We start from the raw sequence: 22,991 nt of genomic DNA on the forward strand, positions 1-22,991 counted from the left end.
AGCAACATGAAGAGACTTGCGATCGCGATGGGGCTCCTGATGGCCGCGACTGACGGCATCGCGCTGGCGCAGAGCGGCAGCGGCTCCTCCGCCGGCACCGGATCGAAGAGCGGCATGCCGCCGCAGGCGCCGATCGGCCATCGCCAGGTGCGTCCCAGCGACCTGCCGAAGGCCGAGCAGACCGAAGACAATTCGATGAGCGGCATGACCAAGGAAGACCGCGACCTCGATCGCAAGATCAAGGGCATCTGCCGCGGCTGCTGAGTCCGACCAGCGGCGCGCCCGACGCGCGCCGCCTTATTGGTTCGTGAGCGTTACGCCGAGCGCTCGTGTGGGGAGTTGCGAAGCGCCGCACGCCGGGCGGCGACGGCTTCGGCGAGCTGCTCCAGCACCTCCACCGTCGTGTCCCAGCCGATACAGCCGTCGGTGATGCTCTGGCCGTAGGTCAGCGGCACGCCCGGCTTGACGTCCTGCCGTCCCGCGACGAGGTGGCTCTCGATCATCACGCCCATGATGCGCTGCTCGCCTGCGGCGAGCTGGCGGCCGACATCGGCGGCGACCAGCGGCTGGTTCTCCGGCTTCTTGCTCGAGTTGGCGTGGCTGGTGTCGATCATCAGGCGCGCCGGCAGTCCGGACTTGATCAGCTCGGCCGCGGCCTGCTCGACATGGGCGGCGTCGTAATTGGGGCCGCTGCCGCCGCGCAGGATGATGTGGCAGTCCTCGTTGCCCGTGGTCGCCGCGATGCCCGAGCGGCCGCCTTTGGTCACCGCCATGAAATGATGCGGATGGGCGGCCGACTTCACCGCATCCGCGGCGATGCGGATGTTGCCGTCGGTGCCGTTCTTGAAGCCGACCGGGCACGACAGGCCTGAGGCCAGCTCGCGGTGGATCTGGCTCTCGGTGGTGCGCGCGCCGATCGCAGCCCAGGCGACGAGGTCGGCGATGTATTGCGGGGTCGTCATGTCGAGGAATTCGCATCCCGCCGGCAGGCCGAGATTGTTGACGGCAGACAGCACGCTGCGCGCGAGCCGCAGGCCCTTGTTGATGTCGAAGGAATTGTCGAGGCCGGGATCGTTGATCAGGCCTTTCCAGCCGACGGTCGTGCGCGGCTTCTCGAAATAGACCCGCATCACGATCTCCAGGCGGTCGGCGAGGCGCTCGCGCAGGGCAGCGAGGCGGCCGGCGTAGTCGATCGCGGCGGCGGGATCGTGGATGGAGCAGGGGCCGACGATGACCAGCAGGCGGTCGTCGCTGCCGGTCAGGATGGCGTGGATCGCATTGCGCGCGGCCATCACCACACGGGTGGCAGTGAGGGTGCGGGGGATTTCACCCATCACCTCCGCCGGCAGGCTCAATTCCTTGATTTCCTTGATACGAAGATCGTCTGTGGTGCTCAGCACGGCGGGCTCCTGGGTCTCTTGGGTGGGCACCTGCCGGCAATAAAAAAGCCGCCAGGTCTGGCGGCTCGTTCGGATATCTTGCTGCAATGTGTCAGATTGAGCGCGATCCTCCCGCCGCCAGCGAGCTGTCGTAGCTAAAGTACCAATAGTAGCTGGTGGCGGCGTTGATCATGGTCGCTCTATAGCGGCCGCGCGGCCGCTTGTCATCTCGAAAATCGCAACCCTCGGACTCAGGCGTTGCGGGCGGCGAGCGCCATGCCGATCATCGACAGCCCGCCGAACAGCAGGTTGATGCCGACCAGCAGACCGATCGCCCACATCGCCGTGCCGGGCAGGCCCGAAATGATGATTCCGGCGATCGCGATGTCGACGACGCCCGAGATTGCCAGCCACGACCAGCGTCCGGACAGCTCGCGGCGGTGCTCCAGCGCATACATGATGGTGGCGACGCCCTCGGCGAGGAAATAGACGCCGATCACGATCGTCAGCGTCACCGTCCCCTGGACCGGCTGCGCCACCAGGATGATTCCGGCGACGATGGCGAGCACCGCCGACAACAGCGACCACCAGAAGCCGGGCATGCCGCGGGCCCAGAAGGTGAGCGCGAGCCCGGCGATGCCCGAGATCAGGAACATCCAGCCGAGGAAGATCGTGACCGCGAGGCTCGCCAGCGGGGTGAGGATCATCGCCAGCAGGCCGAGCACAGCGAGCAGGATGCCCTCGATCAGGAAGGCCTTCCAATGCGCGCGCATGGCCGCCCCCATTTGCGACCTCATGCGTTCGAGCTCGGGCGGAATCGTATCCTGGGGAAGGGTCATGATCGTCACTCCGGGCAAGGTCACGCGCTCAACGCCGCGGCCGCCTGCCCACGCACATGGTGAGGACCTGCGGCCCGGACAAGCGCGCGATGCGTGTTTCGTTGCTCTGCCGGCCGCAGCAGGCCGGGACTAGGCCGTCGTCCGCATCCGGTTGCGGCCGAAAACATAGACCGTCGTTGTGACAATCAGAAGGGCCATGCCGACGATGATCGCGGTGAGACCGAGTGGAACCAGCACGGCGGCGACGTTGCGGTCGGGGTTGAGAAGCCAGTGCCGAATGGAGGTCAGCACGAATCCGAGCCCGACGAAGCCGGCGGCGCCGCCGAACAGCAGCAGCGCCCACATCCTGCGCAGCTGGCTCAGCCTTGCCCGCGCTACCTCGGTGCGCGGCGTGTGGTGATGGGCGACCCGGCGCACCAGCCGCACGGCAAGGCCGATCGAGGAGAACCCGATCAGCACGCTGACGCCGCCGAGCCAGAGGCGCGCGGCGGCGTCGAGGGTCGACGCCCGCTGCAGCAGCAGCAACGGATAGTCGAAGGCCGCATGCAGCATCACCGGAGCGGCCAGCACCAGTGCCCAGCTCGACAGCCGCGCCCCTTCGCGATTGTGGCGGTTGGCGCCGAGCGCCGTACTGGTGCGGGCGATCGCGAGATAGGCACCGGCAATGATGCCGAGCGCACCATGAAACGGCACGGTGAGCACGCTGCGCAGCACCGCCAGCGAGCGCCACATCTCGGCATGCTGGACGAGATAAGCCAGGTTCTCGTAAGCCGCGAAGCCGAGCCCAACGGCGGCGCCGTAGAACACCGTGTCCATGGCATTGCCGACCTGCCGGCGCCGCGACCAGAGCGCGGCGATCACCGCGACCTTGGCGAGCTCTTCCGGCAAGGCGACGCCGAACAGAGCCCGGACCGCTTGCGCGATCCAGGGATTCTCCAGCGTCAGCCCGACATGCTGGAACGGGATCCGGACGATGCCGAGCAGCAGCACGCTGGCGGCACCCAGCAGGAAGGCGGTCCAGATCTTGAGCGGGGGGCCTGAATTGTCACCCGCGGCGACCACCAGCCAGAGGATCAGCAGCGCGGGCGCGATCGCGGCGGTGCCGATCACGGTCGCGAGGGCTTCGAGCAGGTTCATTTGCGATGGCAAGTAAGCCATGGTCTCCGATCATCCAATGCGGCGGGGCCGAACCGGCCGCCACCACCCGCACGGGGGATGGATTTGACATCGGTCCGTGGCCGCACGGCAAGATCTACATGTCGGCAGAATGAGCCGCCCTTCAAGGGAAAGAACCCCGTCCGGATGCTCGATTGGGGAGGGACCGCTGTGCGGCCGCAGTCCGCGGCCGCACGGCAGGGCTCAACGGGGCCGGGGTCCTCTTGGCGTCGCCGTATCGCTGTCGCGCGCCGGCGCCTCCTGGCGCGGCTCGCCCGGGGTCCAGGCGTCGGTGCGGGAGGGGCTCGGCGCCTGGGCGGTCGTCGGCGTTTCCACGCAGCTCAAGCGCGGCGTCGGGTCGGCTACGCGCCGGCACTCCAGACCCTCAGCAAAAGCGGTCTGGCTGATGGCGCACGCAACCAGGACAATCGAAAGAACAACTCTCATGGTGCCCCTCGGAGCAGGCTCGGCTCGCCCGTGATGCAGGCTCGACTCGGTCGTATTGGCCGATCATCTCCAGCTTGGTCGCAAAAGCGTGCATTTGTTTGACCATTCTCGCCGTCATTCAAAAAAAACTTCCGAAAATCGCTTGCATTATCGGAAGGTTGCAAGTCGTGCGCGAGTTCTGGCCGGCGAAATGAATGCGCGGTTGCGCTCGCTCTCGAACGGCGCCAAGTGCGCGGCCGGCGCCGAGCCGCTGCCGGACCATTTGCCCCCAGCTTGCGCGGCATGAACGGTCGGCCGGGCTTGATGTGGCGGATGGATCATGGTCGGTTGCCGCGATGAATTCGCCGCCTTGGTCAGCTTCCGACAGAGCCTGTGGTCCACGCTATCGCCGTGGCTGGGTCGACGACGCCGTAGCGGCCATCGAGGCCGACCAGTGCCGGACCGCCGACACGCATCTGATCCGGCTGATCGTGCCCGCGCTCGCCGGCATCGACATCTACCTGAAGGACGAATCGACCCACCCGACCGGGAGCCTCAAGCATCGGCTGGCCCGATCGCTGTTTCTCTATGCGCTGTGCAACGGCCATATCCGGGAAGGCACGCCGGTGGTCGAGGCCTCCTCCGGGTCGACAGCGGTCTCGGAGGCCTATTTCGCGCAGATGATCGGCGTGCCGTTCTACGCGGTGATGCCGCGCACCACCTCGGAAGAGAAGATCGCCGCGATCACGCATTACGGCGGCAATTGCCACCTCATCGACGACGGCCGGTTTCTCTATGCCGAGGCGGCCGCGCTCGCAGGCCGGCTCGGTGGCCATTACATGGACCAGTTCACCTTCGCCGAGCGCGCCACCGATTGGCGCGGCAACAACAACATCGCCGAGTCGATCTTCAACCAGTTGCAGGGCGAGCGCTGTCCGCTGCCGGAATGGATCGTGATGGGCGCAGGGACCGGCGGCACGTCGGCGACGATGGGCCGCTATCTGCGCTACCGCCGCCACCCGACGCGGCTGTGCGTCGCCGATGTCGAGCATTCGGCCTTCTTCGACGCCTTCTGCAACGGCGACAGCGCCCGGACTTGCGAACGGCCGTCATTGATCGAAGGCGTCGGCCGTCCGCGCTGCGAGCCGTCCTTCGTGCCTGGCGTGGTGGACCGGATGATGAAGGTGCCGGATGCCGCGTCCGTGGCGGCCATGAACGTGCTGACGCGGCGGCTGCGGCGGCCGGTCGGCGGCTCGACCGGAACCAACTTTCTGGCGCTGTGCCGGCTGGCGGCGGAGATGCGGCAGCAGGGACAGACGGGGTCGCTGGTCACGCTGATCTGCGATTCCGGGGAGCGCTACCGCCAGACCTATTACGAGCCGCAATGGCTGTCCGCGCGCGGTCTCGACCCCGCGCCGTACGAGGCCGATCTGTCCGCCTTTCTTGATAGCGGGGCGCCGCTACGGCTCGATATTGCCGATGCGGGGAATCCGCTGTCCGCCTGAATGCCTCCGCGCGCGTCGCGATGAGAGCCGCGGCGAGCGGTGTCCGGATGCCCGGCAATGTGCGCGATCCCTGATCTGGATCAACGAAGAAGGCGCCGGATTGCGCTTTGGTCCGACCCCGAGCAGGGCTCCAAGGGCGCGCCGGAACGCAGGTTCGGGACGCGGGCAGGGGAAGGACGGATCAGGTGATGAACTACGACAGCTATTTCGACCGTGCCCTCGACCAGTTGCACCAGGAGCGGCGCTATCGCGTCTTTGCCGATCTGGAGCGCCTCGCCGGCCGCTTCCCGCGCGCGATCTGGCATTCGCCGGAGGGGCCGAAGGATGTCGTGATCTGGTGCTCCAATGACTATCTCGGCATGGGCCAGCATCCGAAGGTGATCGGCGCCATGGTCGACGTCGCCGCGCGCATGGGCACCGGCGCCGGCGGCACCCGCAACATCGCCGGCACCAACCATCCGCTGATCGAACTCGAGCGCGAGCTCGCCGATCTCCACGGCAAGCAAGCGGCGCTGGTGTTCACCTCGGGCTACGTCTCCAACGAGACCGGCATCTCGACCATCGCAAAACTGCTGCCGAACTGTCTGCTGCTGTCGGACGCGCTCAACCACAATTCGATGATCGAGGGCGTCCGCAAGGCCGGGAGCGAGAAGCAGGTCTGGCGGCACAACGACCTCGCCCATCTCGAAGAGCTGCTGCGGGCGGCCGATCCCGACCGTCCCAAGCTGATCGTCTGCGAGAGCCTGTATTCGATGGACGGTGACGTCGCGCCGTTGCACCGGATCTGCGATCTCGCCGAGCGTTATGGCGCGCTCACTTACGTCGACGAGGTCCATGCGGTCGGCATGTACGGCCCGCGCGGCGGCGGCATCGCCGAGCGCGACGGCGCGATGGCCCGCATCGACATCCTCGAGGGCACGCTCGCCAAGGCCTTTGGCTGCCTCGGCGGCTACATCGCTGCCAATGCCAATCTGATCGATGCCGTCCGCTCCTATGCGCCGGGCTTCATCTTCACCACCGCCTTGCCGCCGCCGGTTTGCGCCGCGGCGACCGCCGCGATCCGCCACCTCAAGACCTCGCAGTGGGAGCGTGACCGGCACCAGGATCGGGCGGCGCGGCTCAAGGCCGTACTGAACGCCTCGGGGCTGCCGGTCATGCCGTCCGACACCCACATCGTGCCGGTGCATGTCGGCGATCCCGAGAAGTGCAAGATGGCGTCCGACCTGCTCCTGTCCGAGCACGGCATCTACATCCAGCCGATCAACTATCCGACCGTGCCGCGCGGCCTGGAGCGGCTGCGGATCACGCCATCGCCCTACCATGATGACGGCCTGATCGACGCCCTGGCCGAGGCGCTGGTCGACGTCTGGGACCGGCTCGGCCTTGCACGGGCGCCGCAGGCGCTGGCCGCGGAGTGAGCCCGTTCCGCTGACCTGTCACATCGGCCTGTCAGTTTGATCTGCCGCAACGCCGCCCGCGCCCGCGCGGGCGTAGTCTTTTGCGTTCAGGGAAAATGCCGGTTCGGCAAGGCCCGGCCGGCGCACAGGCGAGGGCGGCCATGGCAAGGATCATCGAAGCGCTGCTGCAGGAGCACGAGAATCTCGAGAAGCTTCTCTCGGTGCTCGAGCACGAACTGGAGCTGTTCGATCACAATCGGCGGCCGGACTACGACATTCTGCAGAGCATCATCGCCTATTTCGAGGACTATCCGCAGCGCTGTCATCATCCCAAGGAGGAGATGATCTTCGGCAAGCTGCGCGAGCGCGATCCAGCCGCGGCCGCGGCCTATGGCGACGTCGACGACGAGCACGAGACCGAGGCGCGGCGGCTGCGCGGCTTTGCCGACGCCGTGAACGCGGTGCTGTCGGACCAGGAGATCCTGCGCGAACGCTTCCACGCCGCCGTGCATGAGTTCATCGACAGCCAGCGCGAGCATCTGCGCAAGGAGGAGACCCTGCTGTTTCCCGCGGCGCTGCGTACCCTCCAGGCGGAGGATTGGGCCGACATCGACGCCCGCATGTCCGACCGCAAGGACCCGCTGTTCGACGGCGACGTCGCCGAGAAATTCCACAATCTCGAGCGGACCATCCTGCGCTGGGAACAGGAGGCGGAGCAGGCGCGCGCCACGGCCGGCTGATGGCATTTTGCCCAATTGCGCCCCGCGAGCCGTGGACTATAGTTTCAGCTCGGGGGCAGGCATTCGTCTCGGAGTTGGCTATGACCGCTTTGAACACAGGGCTCGAACCGGCCCGAGGTTCGCAGGATGCAGGTGCCGTCGACGCGACGGGCAGGCCTGCGCAGGTCCCGATGGCGCAGCAGAACGCCTTCGGCAGCCACGGCTATGACATGTATCCGCAGAAGCTCATCCGGCTGTCGGGCTGTCAGGAGCGCGCGCTCCGTCGCGAGAAGAAGCTCCCGTTGCTGCTGAGCTGACGGTGCTGCCCCGTAAGCATACGGTTGGCTGGCTTGTATTAAGACATCGTTAACCAGGCCGCGCGACCCTGTTCGCATGCTCCCCCAGGAGTGCGACGGAACCGGACGGCCGGAGCCGGCAGTCGCGACAAGAGGCCGGCGGCGTAACGCCCGCCGGCCTTTTTGCGTGGGCGGGGTGTCTTGGAATCCCCCTCGATCAGTTGCGTCGCGCCAGCGAGCGCAGGAAGCCCTGATATTCCTCGTTCAGCTCCATATCGACGGCGGGTGCGAGCCGCAGCAGCACGTTGGCGATGAACGCCTGATCGTTGCGGGGGTCCGCCAGCACCTCGCGCAGCACCGGGACGTTGTCCTCGATGTGGTGCAGGAAGGCGACGCCTTTCTCCGCCGTCTCGGTCCAGCGCGCCCGCGTCCATTTCGCCAGCGGATACATGATCTCGTGGACGAAGTTCGATTTGCGCGCCTTCTCGAAGAAGCGCAGTCCGGCGCTCCAATTTTCCTTGGCGCGCAGGGGCGGTGGGGACAGATCGCCGGTCAGCATCTTCCTGCCGGCCTGGCCGACGAAATCGTCCAGCGTGGTCGGCGCATCGATCGTGGCGCGGAAGTGCCACAGCGCGAACGAGCCGGGAAAATCCTTGCCCATGCCGTCGAGCAGGGCCGTCTCGACCTTGTCGACCGCCGCCTTGTCGCCCTTGAGCGACGCCGTCATCGCGAAGGCGAACAGCGCGTCGTTGCCGACCTCATGGACGCCGCCGTTCTTCAATTGCGCCGCCGACAATGCGGGCGTCTTGCCGTCGGCAGGCACCGTGGCCTCGCCGGCGCGTTGCGCCTTGATGAAGGCGGTGATCTCGAGCCAAGCCGTGAGGTTGGCGATGAAGGCGTCGGGATCGACATGCACGATGGCGAGATTGAGCGGCTCCTTGCGCGTTCTCAGCTCGGTCATGTCGGTCATGTCGCACTCCGCAGCAGCTCGCCGCCGAACGGTCTGTCGCCTTTGCGACATGATGGCTCGTTCGACGAAGATGCCGGGAAGGGCAGCAAGAAGGGTGCCACGGTCTTGTCGGGCTCGCGGGCACGGCGCGATCCTCGGAACGAGTCTTGCTCGGGCTGCTTCGCGTGCGATGTTCGCAACGGAAAGCATGAGGCCAGTGAATGTTCACCCGTGTCTGCAAGGCCGACACCATCGACGAAGGCGGCATGCGCCTCGTGATCGCCGATGCCCAGCTCATCATCCTGGCCTGGCCCGACGATGGCGAGCTCAAGGCGTTCCAGGGCGTCTGCCCGCACACCGCGGCGCCGATGGAGGAGGCCGGCTTCGACGGCCGCGTGCTCAGTTGCCCCGTGCACAATTGGACGTGGGATGCCCGTACCGGCGCACCGCTCCACCCTCCGGAGAGTGCGTTGGCCGCGTATCCGGTGAAGGTCGAGGACGGCGTGGTCTACATCGACACGGACGGCATCTCTCCGCTGTTTGCGGCCCGTTGAGCATGCGGGACCAGACTGGAAAGACCGGCACGGGGTGGCTTGCCCGGCCGGCGAAACGCCTCTATACGTTCGGCGCGCGGCACGGAATCACCGTCGGTGGTTCAGCCGACCTCGCAGATCATCGCCTCAAGCGGCTGATTTGCTGAAGGTTTTGCCGAAACGTGCAAGCGGCGATGGCACCGGGGCCTCGTGCCCTCTGGCATCGTGCGTATTGCTCCCTTCGTCTATCGGTCAGGACGCCACCCTTTCACGGTGGAGAGAGCGGTTCGATTCCGCTAGGGAGCGCCATTCCGCGCCGGCTTTCCTTCCATCTCCGATCTTGAAACGGACGGTTTGCGCCGAGACGTGTCGGCGCGGGGTCCTGCATCCATGAATCGCACGCCCAGTCCGTGATCCGGTCAACCGTCCATTAGGGTCCTTGCCGTACTGCAGCGGGCGAGCAGGAGCAGGATGATGGCCGCGCCCAAGAAGCGGGAAGCCCGCAAATCGATGAAGCAGCCGGCGTGGATCACGCTGGATGGCGGGTTCGCCGTGCGCCATTGCCTGGTTCAGGACATTTCCAGCGCCGGCGCCAAGCTGACCTTGCAGGACGCGGCGGCGCTGCCGGCGACCATCCGGCTCGCCTTCGCGCGCGACGCAAGAACCGGCCGGCAGTGCCAGGTGGTGTGGCGCCGCGGCGCCTCGGTCGGCGTCAAGTTCATCGGCAAATAGACCAGTATCGCTTCACTGCCGCAGACGCGCTAACAAGCGGCATGTGTCGATCTCTCATCCTGGGCGTCCTCGCGGCGTTCGCCGCCGTGACCGTGGCAGTCGCCGGCTCGCCGGGGTCATCGCTTCTTGGGCCATCGCTTCCCGGGCCGAATAAGGCTGGGCCGAATAGGGCCGCACCCCGTTCAGGCGCCGCCACCAACAATCCCTGCGCGTCATACGGTGCGAACTTCGTACGCGTCGAGGGAACCGATACCTGCGTGAAGGTCGGCGGCGCCCTGGGCGTCGAGATGGGCACCTCGGCCGGCCGCTGAGGCGCTCACGACAGCGGCGGCGCGATGTGGCGGATGAAGGCCGGGCGTTGCGCGATCTGTCCGTACCAGCGCGCGAGACTCGGCAGCTCCGGCTTGACAACACCTTCGACTCCGAACCAGCGCCGCGCATAGGCGCCGAGCGCGATGTCGGCGAGCGTGAAGCGCTCGGCCTCGACATGGCTGCGTGTGGCCAGATGCGCGTCGAGGATGCGCCACATCGCCGCGGCGTCGTCGGCCGCCTTCTGCAAGGCGGGCATGTCGCGCTGCTCCGGCGGCGTACGCACCAATCCCCAGAACAGCGGACGCTCGATCGGCTGCACCGTCGACAGCGTCCAGTCCAGCCAGCGCTCCACCGCGGCGCGGTGCCGCGGCGTCGTCGGGTAGAGCGGCGTGCCGTCGCCGTGAGCGAGGCAGAGGTAGCGCATGATCGCGTTGCTCTCCCACAGCACGAAATCACCCTCGACCAGGGTCGGGATGCGGCCGTTCGGATTCATCGCGAGATAGTCCGCTTCGTTGTTGCGGCCGTACTGCATCCCCGCGTCGATCCGGTCATGGGCGACATCGAGCTCGGCGAGACACCACAGCACCTTCTGCACGTTCACCGAATTGGGGCGGCCCCAGATCGTCAGTCTGTTGTCGGCGGACACGTTCGGCTCCTCTCTGGCGAGCGTCATCATTAGCGCATGTTACGCAAAAAGCCCCGCTCGTTGGCGGGGCTTTTCGGTCGAACGCGTCGTTCGCGGGATCAGCGGCCGAAGAACAGCCACAGCAGAATGATCACCGGAATCGGCACGCCCAACAACCACAATAGAATTCCACGACCCATCTCGGCCTCCTCGTATCCTCACCGTCAATCGGAGCGACAACGCGAGGGTGGCCTCGATGTTCCGGCCGGAATCACGCGGGCAGATGACTCACCAATGTCCGGTGTTCGGCATCGACAGCCAGGGCTCGGCGGGCGCCTTCGGCTCTCCCTTCTGCAACAGCTCGATCGAGTGCAGGTCGGGCGAGCGGACGAACGCCATGTTGCCGTCGCGCGGCGGCCGGTTGATGGTGATGCCGAGCTTCATCAGCCGGTCGCAGGTGGCGTAGATGTCGTCGACCTCATAGGCGAGATGGCCGAAGAAGCGGTCCTCGCCATAGCTCTCCTCGTCCCAATTGTAGGTGAGCTCGACCAGCGGGGCGCCGCGCGTCGGCGGCAGGCTCTTCAGCAGGTGTTCATCCTCGGGTGCGCAGAGAAACACCAGTGTGAAGCGACCCTTGTCGTTGTCGATCCGGCGCACCTCCTTGAGGCCGAGCGCATCGGAATAGAATTTGAGCGCGGCGTCGAGATTGCGCACGCGCAGCATGGTGTGGAGATAACGCATCGTTTCTTCTCTCCCTGAACTCGAAGCGGATGGTCAACGGCCGCCTGCGGACGCCGATCCATAGCAGCAATTCGTTCGCCCGTGTATCGAGCCTGATGCTGCGGCGATGCCGGCTCGCGCGGATGTGCGGTGCGCGCGGCGACGCATTCGATGGGCTGCGCGGTGTTGCGAAAGCCTCTCCGCATGCCCGCGAATCGCTGTTTTGGCAGTGATTCGCGGTGGGGATGAACGGGCGCGATGCGACCGCATGCAGGTATTTCAGCGTGTTTCGCCTGCAATGTGCGGCCAAAATCACGCAGGACCGTCGAAAATGCCTAGAAATATAGGGGAAAATGAATCGCATGCTCCGTTCGATCGCCATCGCAGCTTGACTTCTGCGCGCTCCGTTGGAATTTTGGCGCCGCTGTGGGTGCTTCGGGGCCCCTTGAAATGCAGGAGAATCCCGAAAATCGCGGGGTGATACGCCACCAGACGACTGAAGTCCCGGCTGTGCAATGCAGCCAGAAAGCCCCGACCAGTCTGCGCAGCAATGCGCTGATAGCCGCGCAGTCGTCACGTCATTCACCAGTATCAATCACAAGGAGATACGATGGCTACCCAACTTTCCAAGTCGCAACTGATCGAGAAGATTGCGACCTCGACCGAGCTGTCCAAGCGCGACGTCAAGAACGTCATGGAGACGCTCACCGACGTCGGCCACAAGGAGCTGAAGAAGAACGGCGTGTTCCTGGTGCCGGGCTTCGCCAAGTTCGTCGTCGTCAAGAAGCCCGCCGTGAAGGCGCGCAAGGGCACCAACCCCTTCACCGGCGAAGAGATGATGTTCAAGGCCAAGCCGGCCCGCAAGATCGTGCGCGCGCGCCCGGTCAAGGCCGCCAAGGACGCGGTTGCCTGATCTGACCGTCAGTCACGGTCGTGATCACGTCAAAGGCCTCCCGGAAGGGAGGCCTTTTTCGTTGCGGCTATGTGGTTGCAGCGCGGCTGAGCGTTGCGGTCGCCGAAGCGCCGCCGTCCCCGGATCGCGAAGGTTGGCACCACGGGGGCCCGAAAAACGACAGCAGCGCCAGCGCGACGGAATATCTTCGTCGCGTGGCGCCACCCTCGAGCACTGGGCCCTGAAATCCCCAGTACTGATCTGTCTCGGGGTGGCGCAGGCAGGTTCAAAGGATTTTGCGGGAAAATTGACCGGCCCGTGCGACCTCCGGCCCGCGCAGGAGCGCCGTCGCGCGTGCTGGGGAGAAGCCGGTGGATATGGCGCAGCAAGCCGTTGATCAGCAATCCGGAGAGTCCAGGCGAGGAGCTGTGGACAAGCGTTGGATCGACTGTGGATGAAGGCCCGGCGATCGCCGCAAAGCTCGGCTCTAGCGGCGCTCGCCGTTCAGATCCGCGCCGTCGTCCGCTCCTGTTTCAGGCGCTACACCGGCCGCCTCGGTCCTGGGATGACAGGACGCAAGCACGACGAATCCGCCATAGCCGATGATGTTGAACAGAAGTTCCAGCCAGGATGCCATCGCGGATTCCCCCCATGGCAGTGAACGTGTGGCGACGGTGACGGTTCCAGACGCGCGCGGCGGGGAGCCGGCCTGCAACCAACTCCCCAGCATCTGCGTTGTTTGGACGCACGGGAATTGGAGGACATTCGATCATGAGAAAGACATTGGCTGTTCTGGCGACCGCGGGCGCCGTCGCCATCACCGCACTGGCGGCACCCGCTCCGGCACAGGCGCGCGGCATCGGCCCGGGTCTCGCATTCGGCCTCGCGGCGGGAGCGCTGACCGCCGGCGCGATCGCGGCGTCGCACCCGTATTACTATGGTCCGGGCTACGGCTACTACGACTACGGCCCGCGTTACGTCTACGCGCCCGGGCCGTATGCCTATTACGGCGGACCGTACTATCATCGCCACCACCACTGGCGTCATCACTGGTAAGCGCCAGTCGTAAGGAGGAGGGCACGGATGGCGAAAGCCTCCGGGCTCTTCTCTCATCCCTGCTATTCCGCGGCCTCGCCGCGCTGTGCCTTCTTCCACGCCAAGCGGGCATATTCCTCGCGTTCGCGCGCGAACTTCTCCTGGGTCGACTTGAACCGTGCAATCCTTGCGGTGATGTCGGCGCGCTCCTTCGCGCGGCGGTCGTCCTGCGTCTCGTTCTGCCTCACGGATCCTCTCTGCTCCGGTCGCTATCCGGCGAGCCTCGCCCTGAGACGCGTGACAAACTTCCTGGCGAATCGCTGGCGCGATGTGGGTGTCCGATTGAGGCGTGATTGCGGACGCCCGGCCCCGCTGCAGGCGGGTCGCGCGTTTTGCTGGGGAGAGAAGGCGAGCACCGCCAACGTCTTCCGGTAGACACGAAACGATCCGACTCGTCTTGCTTGCAGTTGCGTCGTTCACGGCTGGTTCCGGAGGATGCGGAGTAGCGCAACGACGCAGCCGGGCCGGACATGCTCGGAGGCGGGAGCCAGCTTGCCGTGCTATGAAGGGAGGACAATGATGGTGCGAGGTTTCATGGTTCGGGGCCGCCGCTGATGATTGCATCCGATCTGCACGACGGGGTGAACCGCCTGGGAGACATGATCGCTGCGGCGCGTGTGATCGTGCCCTTCACCGGCGCTGGAATATCGACCGAGACGGGCATTCCGGATTTCCGGTCTCCCGGCGGTCTATGGACGCGCAACCGGCCGATCCATTTCGACGAATTCGTCGCCAGCCAGGAGGCGCGGGACGAGGCCTGGCGGCGGCGCTTCGCGATGCAGGAGACGTTTGCCGCGGCGCGGCCCGGCCGCGGACACCTGGCGCTTTCGTCGCTCTACCGTGCGGGGAAAATTCCGGCCGTGATCACTCAGAACATCGACAACCTGCACCAGGACTCCGGTTTCGCGCCGGATCACGTCATCGAACTGCACGGCAACACCACCTACGCGCGATGCATCGGATGCGGGCAGCGCTATGAGCTCACCTGGGTGCGCGAGCGCTTCGAGGCCGACGGGGCCGCGCCGGATTGCCCCGATTGCGCGGAGCTGGTGAAGACCGCGACGGTATCCTTTGGTCAGTCGATGCCGGAGCATGAAATGCAGCGCGCCACCGAGCTCGCGCAGCACTGTGATCTGTTCGTCGCGATCGGCTCGTCGCTGGTTGTGTGGCCGGCCGCTGGCTTTCCATTGATGGCAAAGCGGGCTGGCGCGCGACTCGTGATCATCAACCGGGAACCGACCGATCAGGACGACGTTGCCGACCTCGTTGTCCACCACGAGATCGGCGAAGTACTCGGATCGTTCGTCCGTAATTGAACGGAAATTGATGCATTTTTGTCGGCATCTCTGTTCATATGCCTCAGTGAAACCGATTTTTATCTATGCGCGGCACGAGGGAATGTTATCTTTGATTCGAGAGATTCGCGTGACTCATCGTGGGTATAGGTGGTGAGCACGTGTATGAGGGCGCCGTTGCAGGGGTGGCGGCTCACAATTCATATGTGAGGTCCGGGGTTATGGGGTCGGACGGATTTGAGTCCAAGAAGCTTGGGGTGCCGGTCGTTGGTGGTTCGACACCAACCCGGCTCGGGGCGGAATATCAAACCGGCGTCGCGCGCGACTCGGCAATCGATGCGATGACCGGTCTTGGCGAGAACCTCGTCGAAATCAGCGGCGTCATCAAATGGTTCGACGCCTCGAAGGGATACGGTTTCATCGTTCCCGACAATGGCTGGCCGGACGTGCTGCTGCACGTCACGGTGCTCAGGCGCGACGGCTACCAGACCGCCTATGAAGGGGCTCGCCTGGTGGTGGAGTGCGTGCAGCGCTCCAAGGGCTACCAGGCCTTCCGCATCGTCTCGATGGACGAGTCGACGGCGATCCATCCGGCGCAGATGCTGCCGCCGCGCACCCATGTCACGGTGACGCCGACCAGCGGGCTGGAGCGAGCCCAGGTCAAGTGGTTCAACCGCCTGCGCGGCTTCGGCTTCGTGACCTGCGGGGAAGGGAGCCCGGACATCTTCGTCCACATGGAGACCCTGCGCCGCTACGGCATGACCGAGCTGCGCCCCGGCCAATGGGTGCTGGTCCGCTACGGGCCCGGCTCCAAGGGCATGATGGCGGCCGAGATCCACCCCGAGACGGGCTCGCCGGCATTGTCCTCGCACTGAGTTGCTTGCGATCACTGCACTTGACGGCCCTGGAAAGGTGCTTTCCGGGGCCGTTTTCATGTCGGCTCCATCTTCACGGCCAGGCCGCGGTCTTGCTGCCGAGGCCGCGACCGTGTAGTGACGGGTTCGTCGAGGACAATCGTCCCTTGAGAACATCGGGGTATAGCGCAGCCTGGTAGCGCGGCAGTTTTGGGTACTGCAGGTCGTTGGTTCGAATCCAGCTGCCCCGACCATCTCCGCAGCAACGTGGCCTCGCAGGTGAGACCTGATAGCTGGCGCGAACTGCGCGACGAGGCCGATAAAAAATTCGGATGCTCCCGCAGCGGCAAAACCCGGGAGCATCCGAAGTGTGCGGGTGAATCCGGGGAAGGAACATCCGCTGGCCGCCAGCATCCTCTGAATCGGAATCTCGCGTCTTTGCGCTAGATCAAATCGGGCGTGGGCGGCGGTTCGCGCGTCGGCCGTGCCGAGGTCGCGGCAGGCGGATCAGCGCGCCAGCTCGTCCTGCGCCAGCCGGCCGTCGATGATGTGCACGCGCCGTTGCATCTGAGCGGCGAGGTTGAGGTCGTGCGTGACCGCGACCACCGTCTTGCCGCGCAGGGTGACGAGATCGCGCAGGATGCCGAACACCTGCGCGGTCGCGGCGGTGTCGAGGCTGCCGGTCGGCTCGTCGGCGAGGATGACGGGAGGATCGTTGGCGAGCGCGCGCGCCACCGCCACGCGCTGGCGCTGGCCGCCCGACAGCTTGTCCGGCGTCTTGCGCAGATGCTCGGCGAGGCCGAGCGAGCTCAGCAGCTCCTCGGCGCGCGTGGTGATGGCGCGCGGCGACAGCCGTGCCAGCGCGCGCATCGGCAGCGCGACGTTCTCGGTGATCGAGAATTCCGGCAGCAGGAAATGAAACTGGAAGACGAAGCCGAGCCGTGACAGCCGCACCTCGGCGCGCTCGTCCTCGTTCATGCCCGTCGTCGAGCGGCCGTCGATCAGCACGTCGCCCTGGCTCGGCAGGTCGAGCAGGCCGAGCAGATAGAGCAGCGAGGATTTTCCCGAGCCCGACGGTCCGGTGATGGCGATGAGCTCGCGCGGATGGATCACGAGATCGATGTCGGCGACCAGCGTCACCGGCACCTCGCCGGGCAGCACCTTCGTCACTTGCCGCGCCTCGATCAGGGGCGGGCTCACGTCGCGCCCCGGATGATGTCGACCGGATGCAACCGCGCCGCGGCGCGGGCCGGAAAGTAGCCGGCGACGGCGCTGGAGATCAGCGCGACCGCGCCCGCCAGCAGATAGTGCTTCAGCGAATACAGCACGGGCAGATGATTGTAGTCGGAGAACGGCGTCTTGAACTCGAGCGAGGCGAGCCCGCGGGTGAGCAGGTAGCCGAGCGCCCAGCCGAGAGCGGCACCGGTCAGGCCGATGAACAGCGCCTCGACGATGAAGATGGTGCGGACCGTGCGGTCGCGGAAGCCGAGCGACTTGAGGATGGCGATGTCGCGGGTCTTCTCGTGGGTGATGGTCGAGATGATGTTGTAGGTGCCGAAGCTCGCGACCAGCAGGATGGCCCCGACGATGGTGTACATCAGCACGTTGCGCAGCGTGATCGCCGCCAGCAGGTCCTCCTGCGCCTCCTGCCAGGAGACCGCCTTGTAGCCGGTCTGCTCGCCGATGCGCTCGCTGATCAGGCGCGCCTGCATCGGATCGTTGGTGCGGACGCGGATCTCGTTGATGATCCCGGTCTGGCGTTCCAGGATCTGCGCGGTGCGCAGCAGGACGTAGCCGGTGGTCTCGTCGGTGCCGCGGAAGCCGGAATGGAAAGTGCCGACGACGGTCGCATTCATGCTGACGCCCTGGGCCGAGGCGAGGGTGATGTTGGAGTTGACCCGCGCACCGATCTTGGCCGCGAGCCGGTCGCCGAGCAGGATCGCGTGCGAGGACCGGTACAACGAATTGAGGCTGCCCTGCCGCATGTGGCTCGCCAGCGTCGAGACCTGGCCCTCCGTGCGCGGATCGATGCCGATGATCGCGACCGTGAGGTTGCGGCCGGCGAAGCGCAGCACGGCCTTGGACTGCACCGACGCCGTCAGCGCGCCCGGCACCCAGCCCTGCAGCGAGGCGATGGTGGCCATCGGGTTCTTGATGCCAGGACGGCGGACCTTCGGGGTCAATCGGCGGAATTCGGCTGCCGCATAGATCAGGTCGGCCGGCTGGCGGGTCGGCTGGCGCAGCTCGTCGGTGATCGAAATGTGCGGCAGCGCGTCGACCAGCGTACGGATGAAGTCGTCCTGGGAGCCCTCCATCATCGCCGCCATCATCACCGAAAACGCCACGCCGGTCATCACGCCGGCGACCGCGACCAGCGTCTGGCGGGCGCGATGGCGCACATGGGTCCAGGCGATGCTCAGGACGAGGCTCATGGCGCCGACGTCTCGGGGGCGATCGCGCGGATCCGCTCGCCGTCCTTGATGTCGGCGGTCGCGGGCGCTGCGACCAGCTCGCCCTCGCGGGCGCCGTCGAGGATCTCGACCGCCGCGGAGCCGCGGATGCCGATCCGCACCGCACGCCGCCGCACACGGCCGCCTTCGACCACCATGAGGCTGCCGTTGACGACGGCATTGGCCGGCGCGAGCAGGGTGTCGGCCGTCTCCCGGCTGACAATGTTGGCCTCGACGCTCATGCCGACGCGCAGCGGCGTGTCGTCCGGCAAGCCGATCCGCACGCGGAACGTCTTGGCCACGGGATCGCCCGCCGGCGTGATCTGCTTCACCGTCCCGGGCAGGGCCTGGTTTCCGAACGCATCGGCGCGCAGCAGCGCCTTCTGCCCGACCTGGACACGGGGGATGTCCTCCTCGTTGACGTCGGCGACGACCCAGAGCGGCTTCTCCAGGCCGACGCGGTAGAGGATGGTGCCGGGATCGACCATGTCGCCGACCTCGCCGTCCTCCTTGAGGACGACGCCGTCCATCGGCGCCACCAGCTTGAAGTAGTCGAGGCGCTGGGTCTGGGCCGCGATCTGGGCACGGATGCGGGCGAGATCGCTTTCGGAGCGCTGGTAGGCTTGCGAGGTGGCCGCCCCGCGGGCCAGCAACTGCGACTGTCGCTCGAACTCGTGGCGCTGGAATTCCTCCTGTGCACGCAGATCGTTCAAGGTGGCCAGCGCCTCCTTGTCGTCGAGCCGCGCCAGCAAGTCGCCGGCCTTGACCGACTTGCCCTCGCAGCGGCAGCGCTCGATGATGCGGCCGCGGACCAGCGGCGTGCTCCGCGACCACGTCTCCGGCTCCACGGCGCCGGTCGCATACACGATCTCGGCCGCCGTGCCGCGGGTGATGCGGGCGGTCGCAATCAGCGGTCCACGCCCCCACCATGCGGCAAGCCCAGCCAGTGCGCCGGACAGCAGGATGATCGAGAGCAGGCCGCGCCACGGAAAACGACGCCGGCCGCGATCGACGGCCGGCGTGGCAGCAATGGCGTTGGATTGGTCCGGCGTCAGCATGTCCATGATCGAACGGACCCTGCGACGGGAGAAAGGCTATACTTAGCCCGTAGTGCCCGTCGCCACGCGGGGCGGAGCCATCTTGAAGTGCTGCTTGGCATAGGCGACGATCTGGCGATCGGTCGGGTGATCGGCGGCTTCGACGCCGACGATGCGCTTTCCGACCGCAGGATGCTTCTCGTGCAGGTACTTGGCAAGCTCGGTCTTGGCGCCGGCCGGGCCGATGATCAGGATCTCGCCGGCGTCATCGAGCGCGTGCGCGACCTCTTCGAGGAAATTCTTGTCGGGCGCCGCGTGGCCGCTGCCGATCTCGTTGGCCTTGTGGTGCAGATGCTTGGTCTGCAGGTGCGGATGCAGCGTCAGCTCGTCGGCACCGGTCAGTCCGATGTGGAACACCTTGGCCTCGCTGTGATCGAGCCACACGACGGCATGGAAATGGGTCGGCATGATCTGGTCCTTGTCAGCAAATCACCGCTTGCGCAGCCTCGCGCGTTCGCAAGCGAACGCGCGCCGCGGGAAGCGGCTCCGTTGGTGATGCAAACCTTAGCGAGCCCGATCGGGCCCGGCTTGATGCAGGTCAACGGAGGCGGGGCGCGACCACGCGCCCCCAATGGCGCGAAGTCTACTTCGGCGCGGGCGGCTTCGGCAGCGGCTTGTCCTGCCGCTTCGACCAGGAGATGTAGTAGGCGACGGTTGTCATGATCGCGATGCCCGCCGCGCTGACCAGGATCTGCGCCAGCAGCGAGCCCGAGCTCAGCATCAGGGTGAAGTGGCCGATGAAGGACAGGAACACGCCGACGCAGAACACCGCCAGCGACTGTTGGCCGCAGACGATGAGGGGATCGAACGCCTTCCACTCCAGGCCCGGCCATTCCTTCGGCACGAACCGGATGACCAAAATGACGATCACCACGAAATGCAGGAAGCGGTACGGCGCGAGATTGGTCTTGTCGTTCGGGTTGAAGGCCGCATAGAGCCAGTTCGGAAACATCGATCCGAGCTCAGGGAAGCGGCCGGCCATCGTCATGACCAGTGCGAGCACCATGTAGGCGATGCAGAAATAGAGCGTGGCCGGCGCCATGATGATGCCCATCGAGCGGCGGGCGCCGCCGAGCGCGCACCAGGAGCCGAACACGAACAGCACCTGCCAGCAATACGGATTGAAGTACCAGGTGCCAGCCGGATAGGCCGCGAAATTCCAGCCCATCTGTCGCGCCACGAGCCACAGCACGATCGAGGCGATCATGGTCAGGTCGGGCTGGCGCAGCATCATCCACAGCACCGGCGGGAAGAAGCCCATCAGCACGATGTAGAGCGGCAGCACGTCGAGATTGACCGGCTTGAACTTCAGGATCAGTCCCTGCGCCAGCGTGTCGCTGGCGTGGTCGACGAGGCCCGCGACGTTGAACTCGTCAATGATCTCGGAGACGCCGAACCGCGTCGCCAGATAGCTGATGGCCACGATATAGATCACGAACAGCACGATGTGGGCGACGTAGAGCTGCCACACCCGCTTGAACAGCCGGGTGGCGCCGACGATGAAGCCGCGGTCGATCATCATGCGCGCATAGACGAACGAGGCAGTATAGCCGGAGATGAAGACGAACAGGTCGGCGGCGTCGCTGAAGCCGTAATTCCGCGTGGTGATCCAGTTCACCACATTGTCCGGGATGTGATCGAGAAAGATCGCCCAGTTGGCGATTCCGCGAAACAGGTCGAGCCGCAGGTCGCGCCCGCGCTCGGGCAGCGTGGCATTGATTTTCATGGCCGCTTCAACGCACTGTTTTGAATGGAAAACGTTCGGGGAGCAGAGGCGCCGTGGCAGTCGACCGAGATTGTCACGGGACGGCAGAATGACTATACGGAGCACGATAGACGGTCACGTCCTGGATGGGAATCACCGTTCCGTGCTGGATCTTGCCTGTACCCCATCCCTGCCGTTTCCGCCAAACGCATGACGACCTCAGCTTCCAGGGGCTCTTCCAGCCATGACCGCACGCATTTTCAAGCCCGCCAAGAACGCGATGCAATCGGGCAAGGCCAAGACCAGGGACTGGCAGTTGGATTATGAGCCGGAGCAGCCGCGTTCGGTCGAGCCGCTGATGGGCTGGACGTCCTCCTCGGACATGAAGCAGCAGGTCACCTTGCGCTTCGATACCAGGGACGAGGCGATCGCCTATTGCGAGCGCAAGGGCATTCCCTACCAGGTGATCGAGCCGAAGGAGCCGGTGAAGCGGCAGATCGCCTATGCCGACAATTTCTCGTTCCGCCGCGGCGAGCCTTGGACACACTGATTTGGACGCATTGAGGGGCCGGCTCGGCCGTCATCCGTTCAACCTGTTTGAGGCGGCCCGCCGGGGATGGGCAGCGGCGCGTCCTTGGACAGGCCGAGCACCGGGAAGCTCCTGATGGCCCGGACGCCGGACAGGGCGGCGAACTGGCGGAGCTGGCGGCTCATGCCTTCGACCCCGGTCGACACGCATTTCAGCAGAAAATCCGCATCTCCCGACAGCCGCCAGCATTGCTGGACCCAGGGCAACGTCACGATCGCGGCCTCGAACGATTCCAGCGCCGTCTGGTGCTGGCTGTCGAGCTGAATCGACACGAACGCGACCACCTCATAGCCCAGCGACCGTTCATCGATGCTGGCGCGGATGGACTTGATCACGCCGCTGCTGCGCAGCGTCCGCACCCGGCGCAGGCAGTTCGGATGCGAGATCCCCACCCGGTCGGCGAGCTCGTTGATGCGGATCCGGCCGTCGGCCTGGAGCTCCGCCAGGATCCTGCGATCGATCGCGTCGAGCTCCGGGCTGCCAGCCATCGGCGCGGCCCGTTCAGCCGGTCGGGTGATCAGGCCGGCCACCGCCGGCCTGATCAGGCCCGGCGGTGCGCGGCATGACGCCCGAGAGCACGAGCTTCTCGTGGGCCGCGATGATCGCCTCTCTGGTGAGCCGTCCGCCGGGACGGTACCAGCTGCACAGCCCGGTCAGGAGCGCGATGATGGCAAAGGTCGCGACCTGGATGTCGTCGACGTCGAACACGCCTTGCGCCACACCGTCGCTGAGGATGTCGGCCAGCCGGCGCTCATAGGCGCCGCGCAGCGCCACCACCGCCTCATAGTTGCGGGGATCAAGGCTGCGCAGCTCCGAATTGGCGATGAAGACCTCGCGCTTCCGGGTCATGTGATAGCTGACGTGGAAGGCGACGAACGCCCTCAGGCGTTCGACTGGACCCTGGGTGTCGCGCAGCGCCTGGTCGAGCTCGCGCAGGAGGTCGTTGATGTGGTCCTGGATCAGCTCCGCCAGCAGCTCCTGCTTGGTGCTGATGTGATTGTAGAGCGAGCCTGGCTGGATGCCGACCTCGGCGGCGAGCTGGCGCAGGCTCATGGCCTCATAGCCGTGCTGGAAGATCAGCCGCAGGCCCGCCTTGCGGATCGCCTCCATCGTCGTCGGACCATGTGACCCGATCGTGCGCGCCATCTCGTCCTCGCTGGACCGTCCCGGTGCCGATGGCGGCGGATCCGCCACGGTAGGGGGTCCCGTAGTGAAGTCTGAAAATTCCGTGGTCTCAAGCAAATGCTGCTCGCCCCGGACCCTACAACAATCCGCTTGAGAATAGAATTTAAAAACGTATGATCGTTTAATTCGAGAAGGACCGATGGCCGCAAACCGGGCCGTCGGCGGGCAGGGAGGACAGCATGCGGGCAAAGATGGTACACCCGGGCTCGCAGCGGCCTGAACGGCCGCGACCGCTCTGACGC

The 22,991-nt window shown here is 65.9% G+C and carries 27 protein-coding genes and 2 tRNA genes; 14 read left to right on the forward strand and 15 right to left on the reverse strand.

Going from position 1 to position 22,991, the window contains the following annotated elements; translation table 11 throughout:
- Positions 1–6 precede the first annotated feature (6 nt).
- Entirely contained in the window at positions 7–264 is a 258-nt protein-coding gene (locus ACQR1X_RS09225; protein WP_315800091.1) for a hypothetical protein, read from the forward strand.
- 50 nt (positions 265–314) lie between these two features.
- Here ACQR1X_RS09225 and ACQR1X_RS09230 read toward each other — a convergent pair whose 3' ends face one another.
- The 3 genes from ACQR1X_RS09230 to ACQR1X_RS09240 all read right to left on the reverse strand — a co-directional run bounded on the left by ACQR1X_RS09230 (position 315) and on the right by ACQR1X_RS09240 (position 3,376).
- Positions 315–1,400 carry a 3-deoxy-7-phosphoheptulonate synthase gene (locus ACQR1X_RS09230; RefSeq protein ID WP_316178876.1) on the reverse strand — a complete coding sequence of 362 codons (1,086 nt, stop codon included), beginning with the start codon at positions 1,398–1,400 and terminating at the stop codon, positions 315–317.
- 230 nt (positions 1,401–1,630) lie between these two features.
- Positions 1,631–2,218: an HdeD family acid-resistance protein gene (locus ACQR1X_RS09235; protein WP_316178874.1), complete on the reverse strand. Its 588-nt coding sequence runs from the start codon at positions 2,216–2,218 to the stop codon at positions 1,631–1,633.
- A 129-nt stretch (positions 2,219–2,347) separates the two neighbouring features.
- Positions 2,348–3,376 carry a PrsW family glutamic-type intramembrane protease gene (locus tag ACQR1X_RS09240; protein ID WP_315800088.1) on the reverse strand — a complete coding sequence of 343 codons (1,029 nt, stop codon included), beginning with the start codon at positions 3,374–3,376 and terminating at the stop codon, positions 2,348–2,350.
- 779 nt (positions 3,377–4,155) lie between these two features.
- Here ACQR1X_RS09240 and ACQR1X_RS09245 point away from each other — a divergent pair.
- The 4 genes from ACQR1X_RS09245 (at position 4,156) to ACQR1X_RS09260 (ending at position 7,737) form a co-directional block, all read left to right on the forward strand.
- Positions 4,156–5,304, forward strand: coding sequence for a PLP-dependent cysteine synthase family protein (locus ACQR1X_RS09245; protein WP_434898685.1), 1,149 nt, complete (start codon positions 4,156–4,158; stop codon positions 5,302–5,304).
- 188 nt (positions 5,305–5,492) lie between these two features.
- Positions 5,493–6,722 carry a 5-aminolevulinate synthase gene (gene hemA, locus ACQR1X_RS09250; protein ID WP_434898686.1) on the forward strand — a complete coding sequence of 410 codons (1,230 nt, stop codon included), beginning with the start codon at positions 5,493–5,495 and terminating at the stop codon, positions 6,720–6,722.
- 140 nt (positions 6,723–6,862) lie between these two features.
- Entirely contained in the window at positions 6,863–7,441 is a 579-nt protein-coding gene (locus ACQR1X_RS09255) for a hemerythrin domain-containing protein (RefSeq protein ID WP_315800085.1), read from the forward strand.
- An 80-nt stretch (positions 7,442–7,521) separates the two neighbouring features.
- Positions 7,522–7,737, forward strand: a complete 216-nt coding sequence (locus ACQR1X_RS09260) for a hypothetical protein (protein ID WP_315800084.1) — start codon at positions 7,522–7,524, stop codon at positions 7,735–7,737.
- Positions 7,738–7,933: 196 nt separating this feature from the next.
- On the opposite strand, the gene ACQR1X_RS09265 is transcribed toward ACQR1X_RS09260, so the two are convergent.
- Positions 7,934–8,686: a hypothetical protein gene (locus tag ACQR1X_RS09265; RefSeq protein ID WP_434883108.1), complete on the reverse strand. Its 753-nt coding sequence runs from the start codon at positions 8,684–8,686 to the stop codon at positions 7,934–7,936.
- Between the two features lie 200 nt (positions 8,687–8,886).
- Here ACQR1X_RS09265 and ACQR1X_RS09270 point away from each other — a divergent pair, with 200 nt between their 5' ends.
- From ACQR1X_RS09270 to ACQR1X_RS09280, 3 genes are all read left to right on the forward strand, one after another.
- A complete protein-coding gene (locus ACQR1X_RS09270) occupies positions 8,887–9,219 on the forward strand; it encodes a Rieske 2Fe-2S domain-containing protein (protein WP_315800082.1) in 333 nt (110 codons plus the stop codon).
- Positions 9,220–9,432: 213 nt separating this feature from the next.
- Positions 9,433–9,507 (forward strand) — tRNA-Glu (locus ACQR1X_RS09275).
- 165 nt (positions 9,508–9,672) lie between these two features.
- Positions 9,673–9,930 carry a PilZ domain-containing protein gene (locus ACQR1X_RS09280; RefSeq protein ID WP_315712079.1) on the forward strand — a complete coding sequence of 86 codons (258 nt, stop codon included), beginning with the start codon at positions 9,673–9,675 and terminating at the stop codon, positions 9,928–9,930.
- 316 nt (positions 9,931–10,246) lie between these two features.
- Here the strand turns inward: ACQR1X_RS09280 and ACQR1X_RS09285 are convergent, their stop codons facing one another.
- Both ACQR1X_RS09285 and ACQR1X_RS09290 read right to left on the reverse strand, forming a co-directional pair.
- The gene (locus tag ACQR1X_RS09285; protein ID WP_316178865.1) at positions 10,247–10,888 is read right to left on the reverse strand and encodes a glutathione S-transferase family protein; all 642 of its coding nucleotides are present in this window, start codon (positions 10,886–10,888) and stop codon (positions 10,247–10,249) included.
- Positions 10,889–11,155: 267 nt separating this feature from the next.
- Positions 11,156–11,608 carry a VOC family protein gene (locus tag ACQR1X_RS09290; protein WP_012044102.1) on the reverse strand — a complete coding sequence of 151 codons (453 nt, stop codon included), beginning with the start codon at positions 11,606–11,608 and terminating at the stop codon, positions 11,156–11,158.
- 589 nt (positions 11,609–12,197) lie between these two features.
- On the opposite strand from ACQR1X_RS09290, the gene ACQR1X_RS09295 reads away from it, so the two are divergent.
- A complete protein-coding gene (locus tag ACQR1X_RS09295; RefSeq protein WP_172109121.1) occupies positions 12,198–12,500 on the forward strand; it encodes an HU family DNA-binding protein in 303 nt (100 codons plus the stop codon).
- Positions 12,501–12,966: 466 nt separating this feature from the next.
- On the opposite strand, the gene ACQR1X_RS09300 is transcribed toward ACQR1X_RS09295, so the two are convergent.
- On the reverse strand, positions 12,967–13,116 hold the full coding sequence (locus ACQR1X_RS09300) for a hypothetical protein (protein ID WP_315800080.1): 150 nt from the start codon (positions 13,114–13,116) through the stop codon (positions 12,967–12,969).
- A gap of 134 nt (positions 13,117–13,250) precedes the next feature.
- On the opposite strand from ACQR1X_RS09300, the gene ACQR1X_RS09305 reads away from it, so the two are divergent.
- Entirely contained in the window at positions 13,251–13,535 is a 285-nt protein-coding gene (locus tag ACQR1X_RS09305; protein ID WP_316178863.1) for a hypothetical protein, read from the forward strand.
- Positions 13,536–13,597: 62 nt separating this feature from the next.
- Here ACQR1X_RS09305 and ACQR1X_RS09310 read toward each other — a convergent pair whose 3' ends face one another.
- Positions 13,598–13,762, reverse strand: a complete 165-nt coding sequence (locus ACQR1X_RS09310; RefSeq protein ID WP_315712073.1) for a hypothetical protein — start codon at positions 13,760–13,762, stop codon at positions 13,598–13,600.
- Positions 13,763–14,128: 366 nt separating this feature from the next.
- On the opposite strand from ACQR1X_RS09310, the gene ACQR1X_RS09315 reads away from it, so the two are divergent.
- The 3 genes from ACQR1X_RS09315 (at position 14,129) to ACQR1X_RS09325 (ending at position 15,977) form a co-directional block, all read left to right on the forward strand.
- Positions 14,129–14,890: an SIR2 family NAD-dependent protein deacylase gene (locus tag ACQR1X_RS09315; RefSeq protein ID WP_434898687.1), complete on the forward strand. Its 762-nt coding sequence runs from the start codon at positions 14,129–14,131 to the stop codon at positions 14,888–14,890.
- 200 nt (positions 14,891–15,090) lie between these two features.
- Positions 15,091–15,744 carry a cold-shock protein gene (locus ACQR1X_RS09320; protein ID WP_315800077.1) on the forward strand — a complete coding sequence of 218 codons (654 nt, stop codon included), beginning with the start codon at positions 15,091–15,093 and terminating at the stop codon, positions 15,742–15,744.
- Between the two features lie 156 nt (positions 15,745–15,900).
- Positions 15,901–15,977: transfer RNA gene (locus tag ACQR1X_RS09325), tRNA-Pro, on the forward strand.
- Positions 15,978–16,230: 253 nt separating this feature from the next.
- On the opposite strand, the gene ACQR1X_RS09330 is transcribed toward ACQR1X_RS09325, so the two are convergent.
- From ACQR1X_RS09330 to ACQR1X_RS09350, 5 genes are all read right to left on the reverse strand, one after another.
- Positions 16,231–16,923, reverse strand: coding sequence for an ABC transporter ATP-binding protein (locus ACQR1X_RS09330; protein ID WP_315800071.1), 693 nt, complete (start codon positions 16,921–16,923; stop codon positions 16,231–16,233).
- Positions 16,920–18,155 (reverse strand): ABC transporter permease, encoded by a 1,236-nt coding sequence (locus ACQR1X_RS09335; RefSeq protein WP_434898688.1) that lies wholly within the window; start codon positions 18,153–18,155, stop codon positions 16,920–16,922. The genes ACQR1X_RS09330 and ACQR1X_RS09335 overlap by 4 nt, the downstream gene beginning before the upstream one ends.
- A complete protein-coding gene (locus ACQR1X_RS09340; protein WP_434898689.1) occupies positions 18,152–19,231 on the reverse strand; it encodes an efflux RND transporter periplasmic adaptor subunit in 1,080 nt (359 codons plus the stop codon). Before ACQR1X_RS09340 ends, ACQR1X_RS09335 begins: the two co-directional genes overlap by 4 nt.
- Positions 19,232–19,273: 42 nt before the next feature.
- Entirely contained in the window at positions 19,274–19,678 is a 405-nt protein-coding gene (locus ACQR1X_RS09345; protein WP_315800068.1) for a translational machinery protein, read from the reverse strand.
- A 175-nt stretch (positions 19,679–19,853) separates the two neighbouring features.
- Positions 19,854–20,996 (reverse strand): OpgC domain-containing protein, encoded by a 1,143-nt coding sequence (locus ACQR1X_RS09350; RefSeq protein ID WP_316178857.1) that lies wholly within the window; start codon positions 20,994–20,996, stop codon positions 19,854–19,856.
- 223 nt (positions 20,997–21,219) lie between these two features.
- Between ACQR1X_RS09350 and ACQR1X_RS09355 the strand changes: the two genes are divergently transcribed.
- Positions 21,220–21,525 (forward strand): ETC complex I subunit, encoded by a 306-nt coding sequence (locus tag ACQR1X_RS09355; RefSeq protein WP_315800066.1) that lies wholly within the window; start codon positions 21,220–21,222, stop codon positions 21,523–21,525.
- A gap of 38 nt (positions 21,526–21,563) precedes the next feature.
- Here the strand turns inward: ACQR1X_RS09355 and ACQR1X_RS09360 are convergent, their stop codons facing one another.
- The gene (locus tag ACQR1X_RS09360; protein WP_434898812.1) at positions 21,564–22,052 is read right to left on the reverse strand and encodes an Lrp/AsnC family transcriptional regulator; all 489 of its coding nucleotides are present in this window, start codon (positions 22,050–22,052) and stop codon (positions 21,564–21,566) included.
- Positions 22,053–22,065: 13 nt separating this feature from the next.
- The gene (locus tag ACQR1X_RS09365; RefSeq protein ID WP_434898690.1) at positions 22,066–22,710 is read right to left on the reverse strand and encodes a TetR/AcrR family transcriptional regulator; all 645 of its coding nucleotides are present in this window, start codon (positions 22,708–22,710) and stop codon (positions 22,066–22,068) included.
- Between the last annotated feature and the right edge of the window lie 281 nt (positions 22,711–22,991).

Origin of the sequence: Bradyrhizobium sp. HKCCYLRH3073 (assembly GCF_051167995.1) — a bacterium.
Lineage (GTDB): Bacteria > Pseudomonadota > Alphaproteobacteria > Rhizobiales > Xanthobacteraceae > Bradyrhizobium.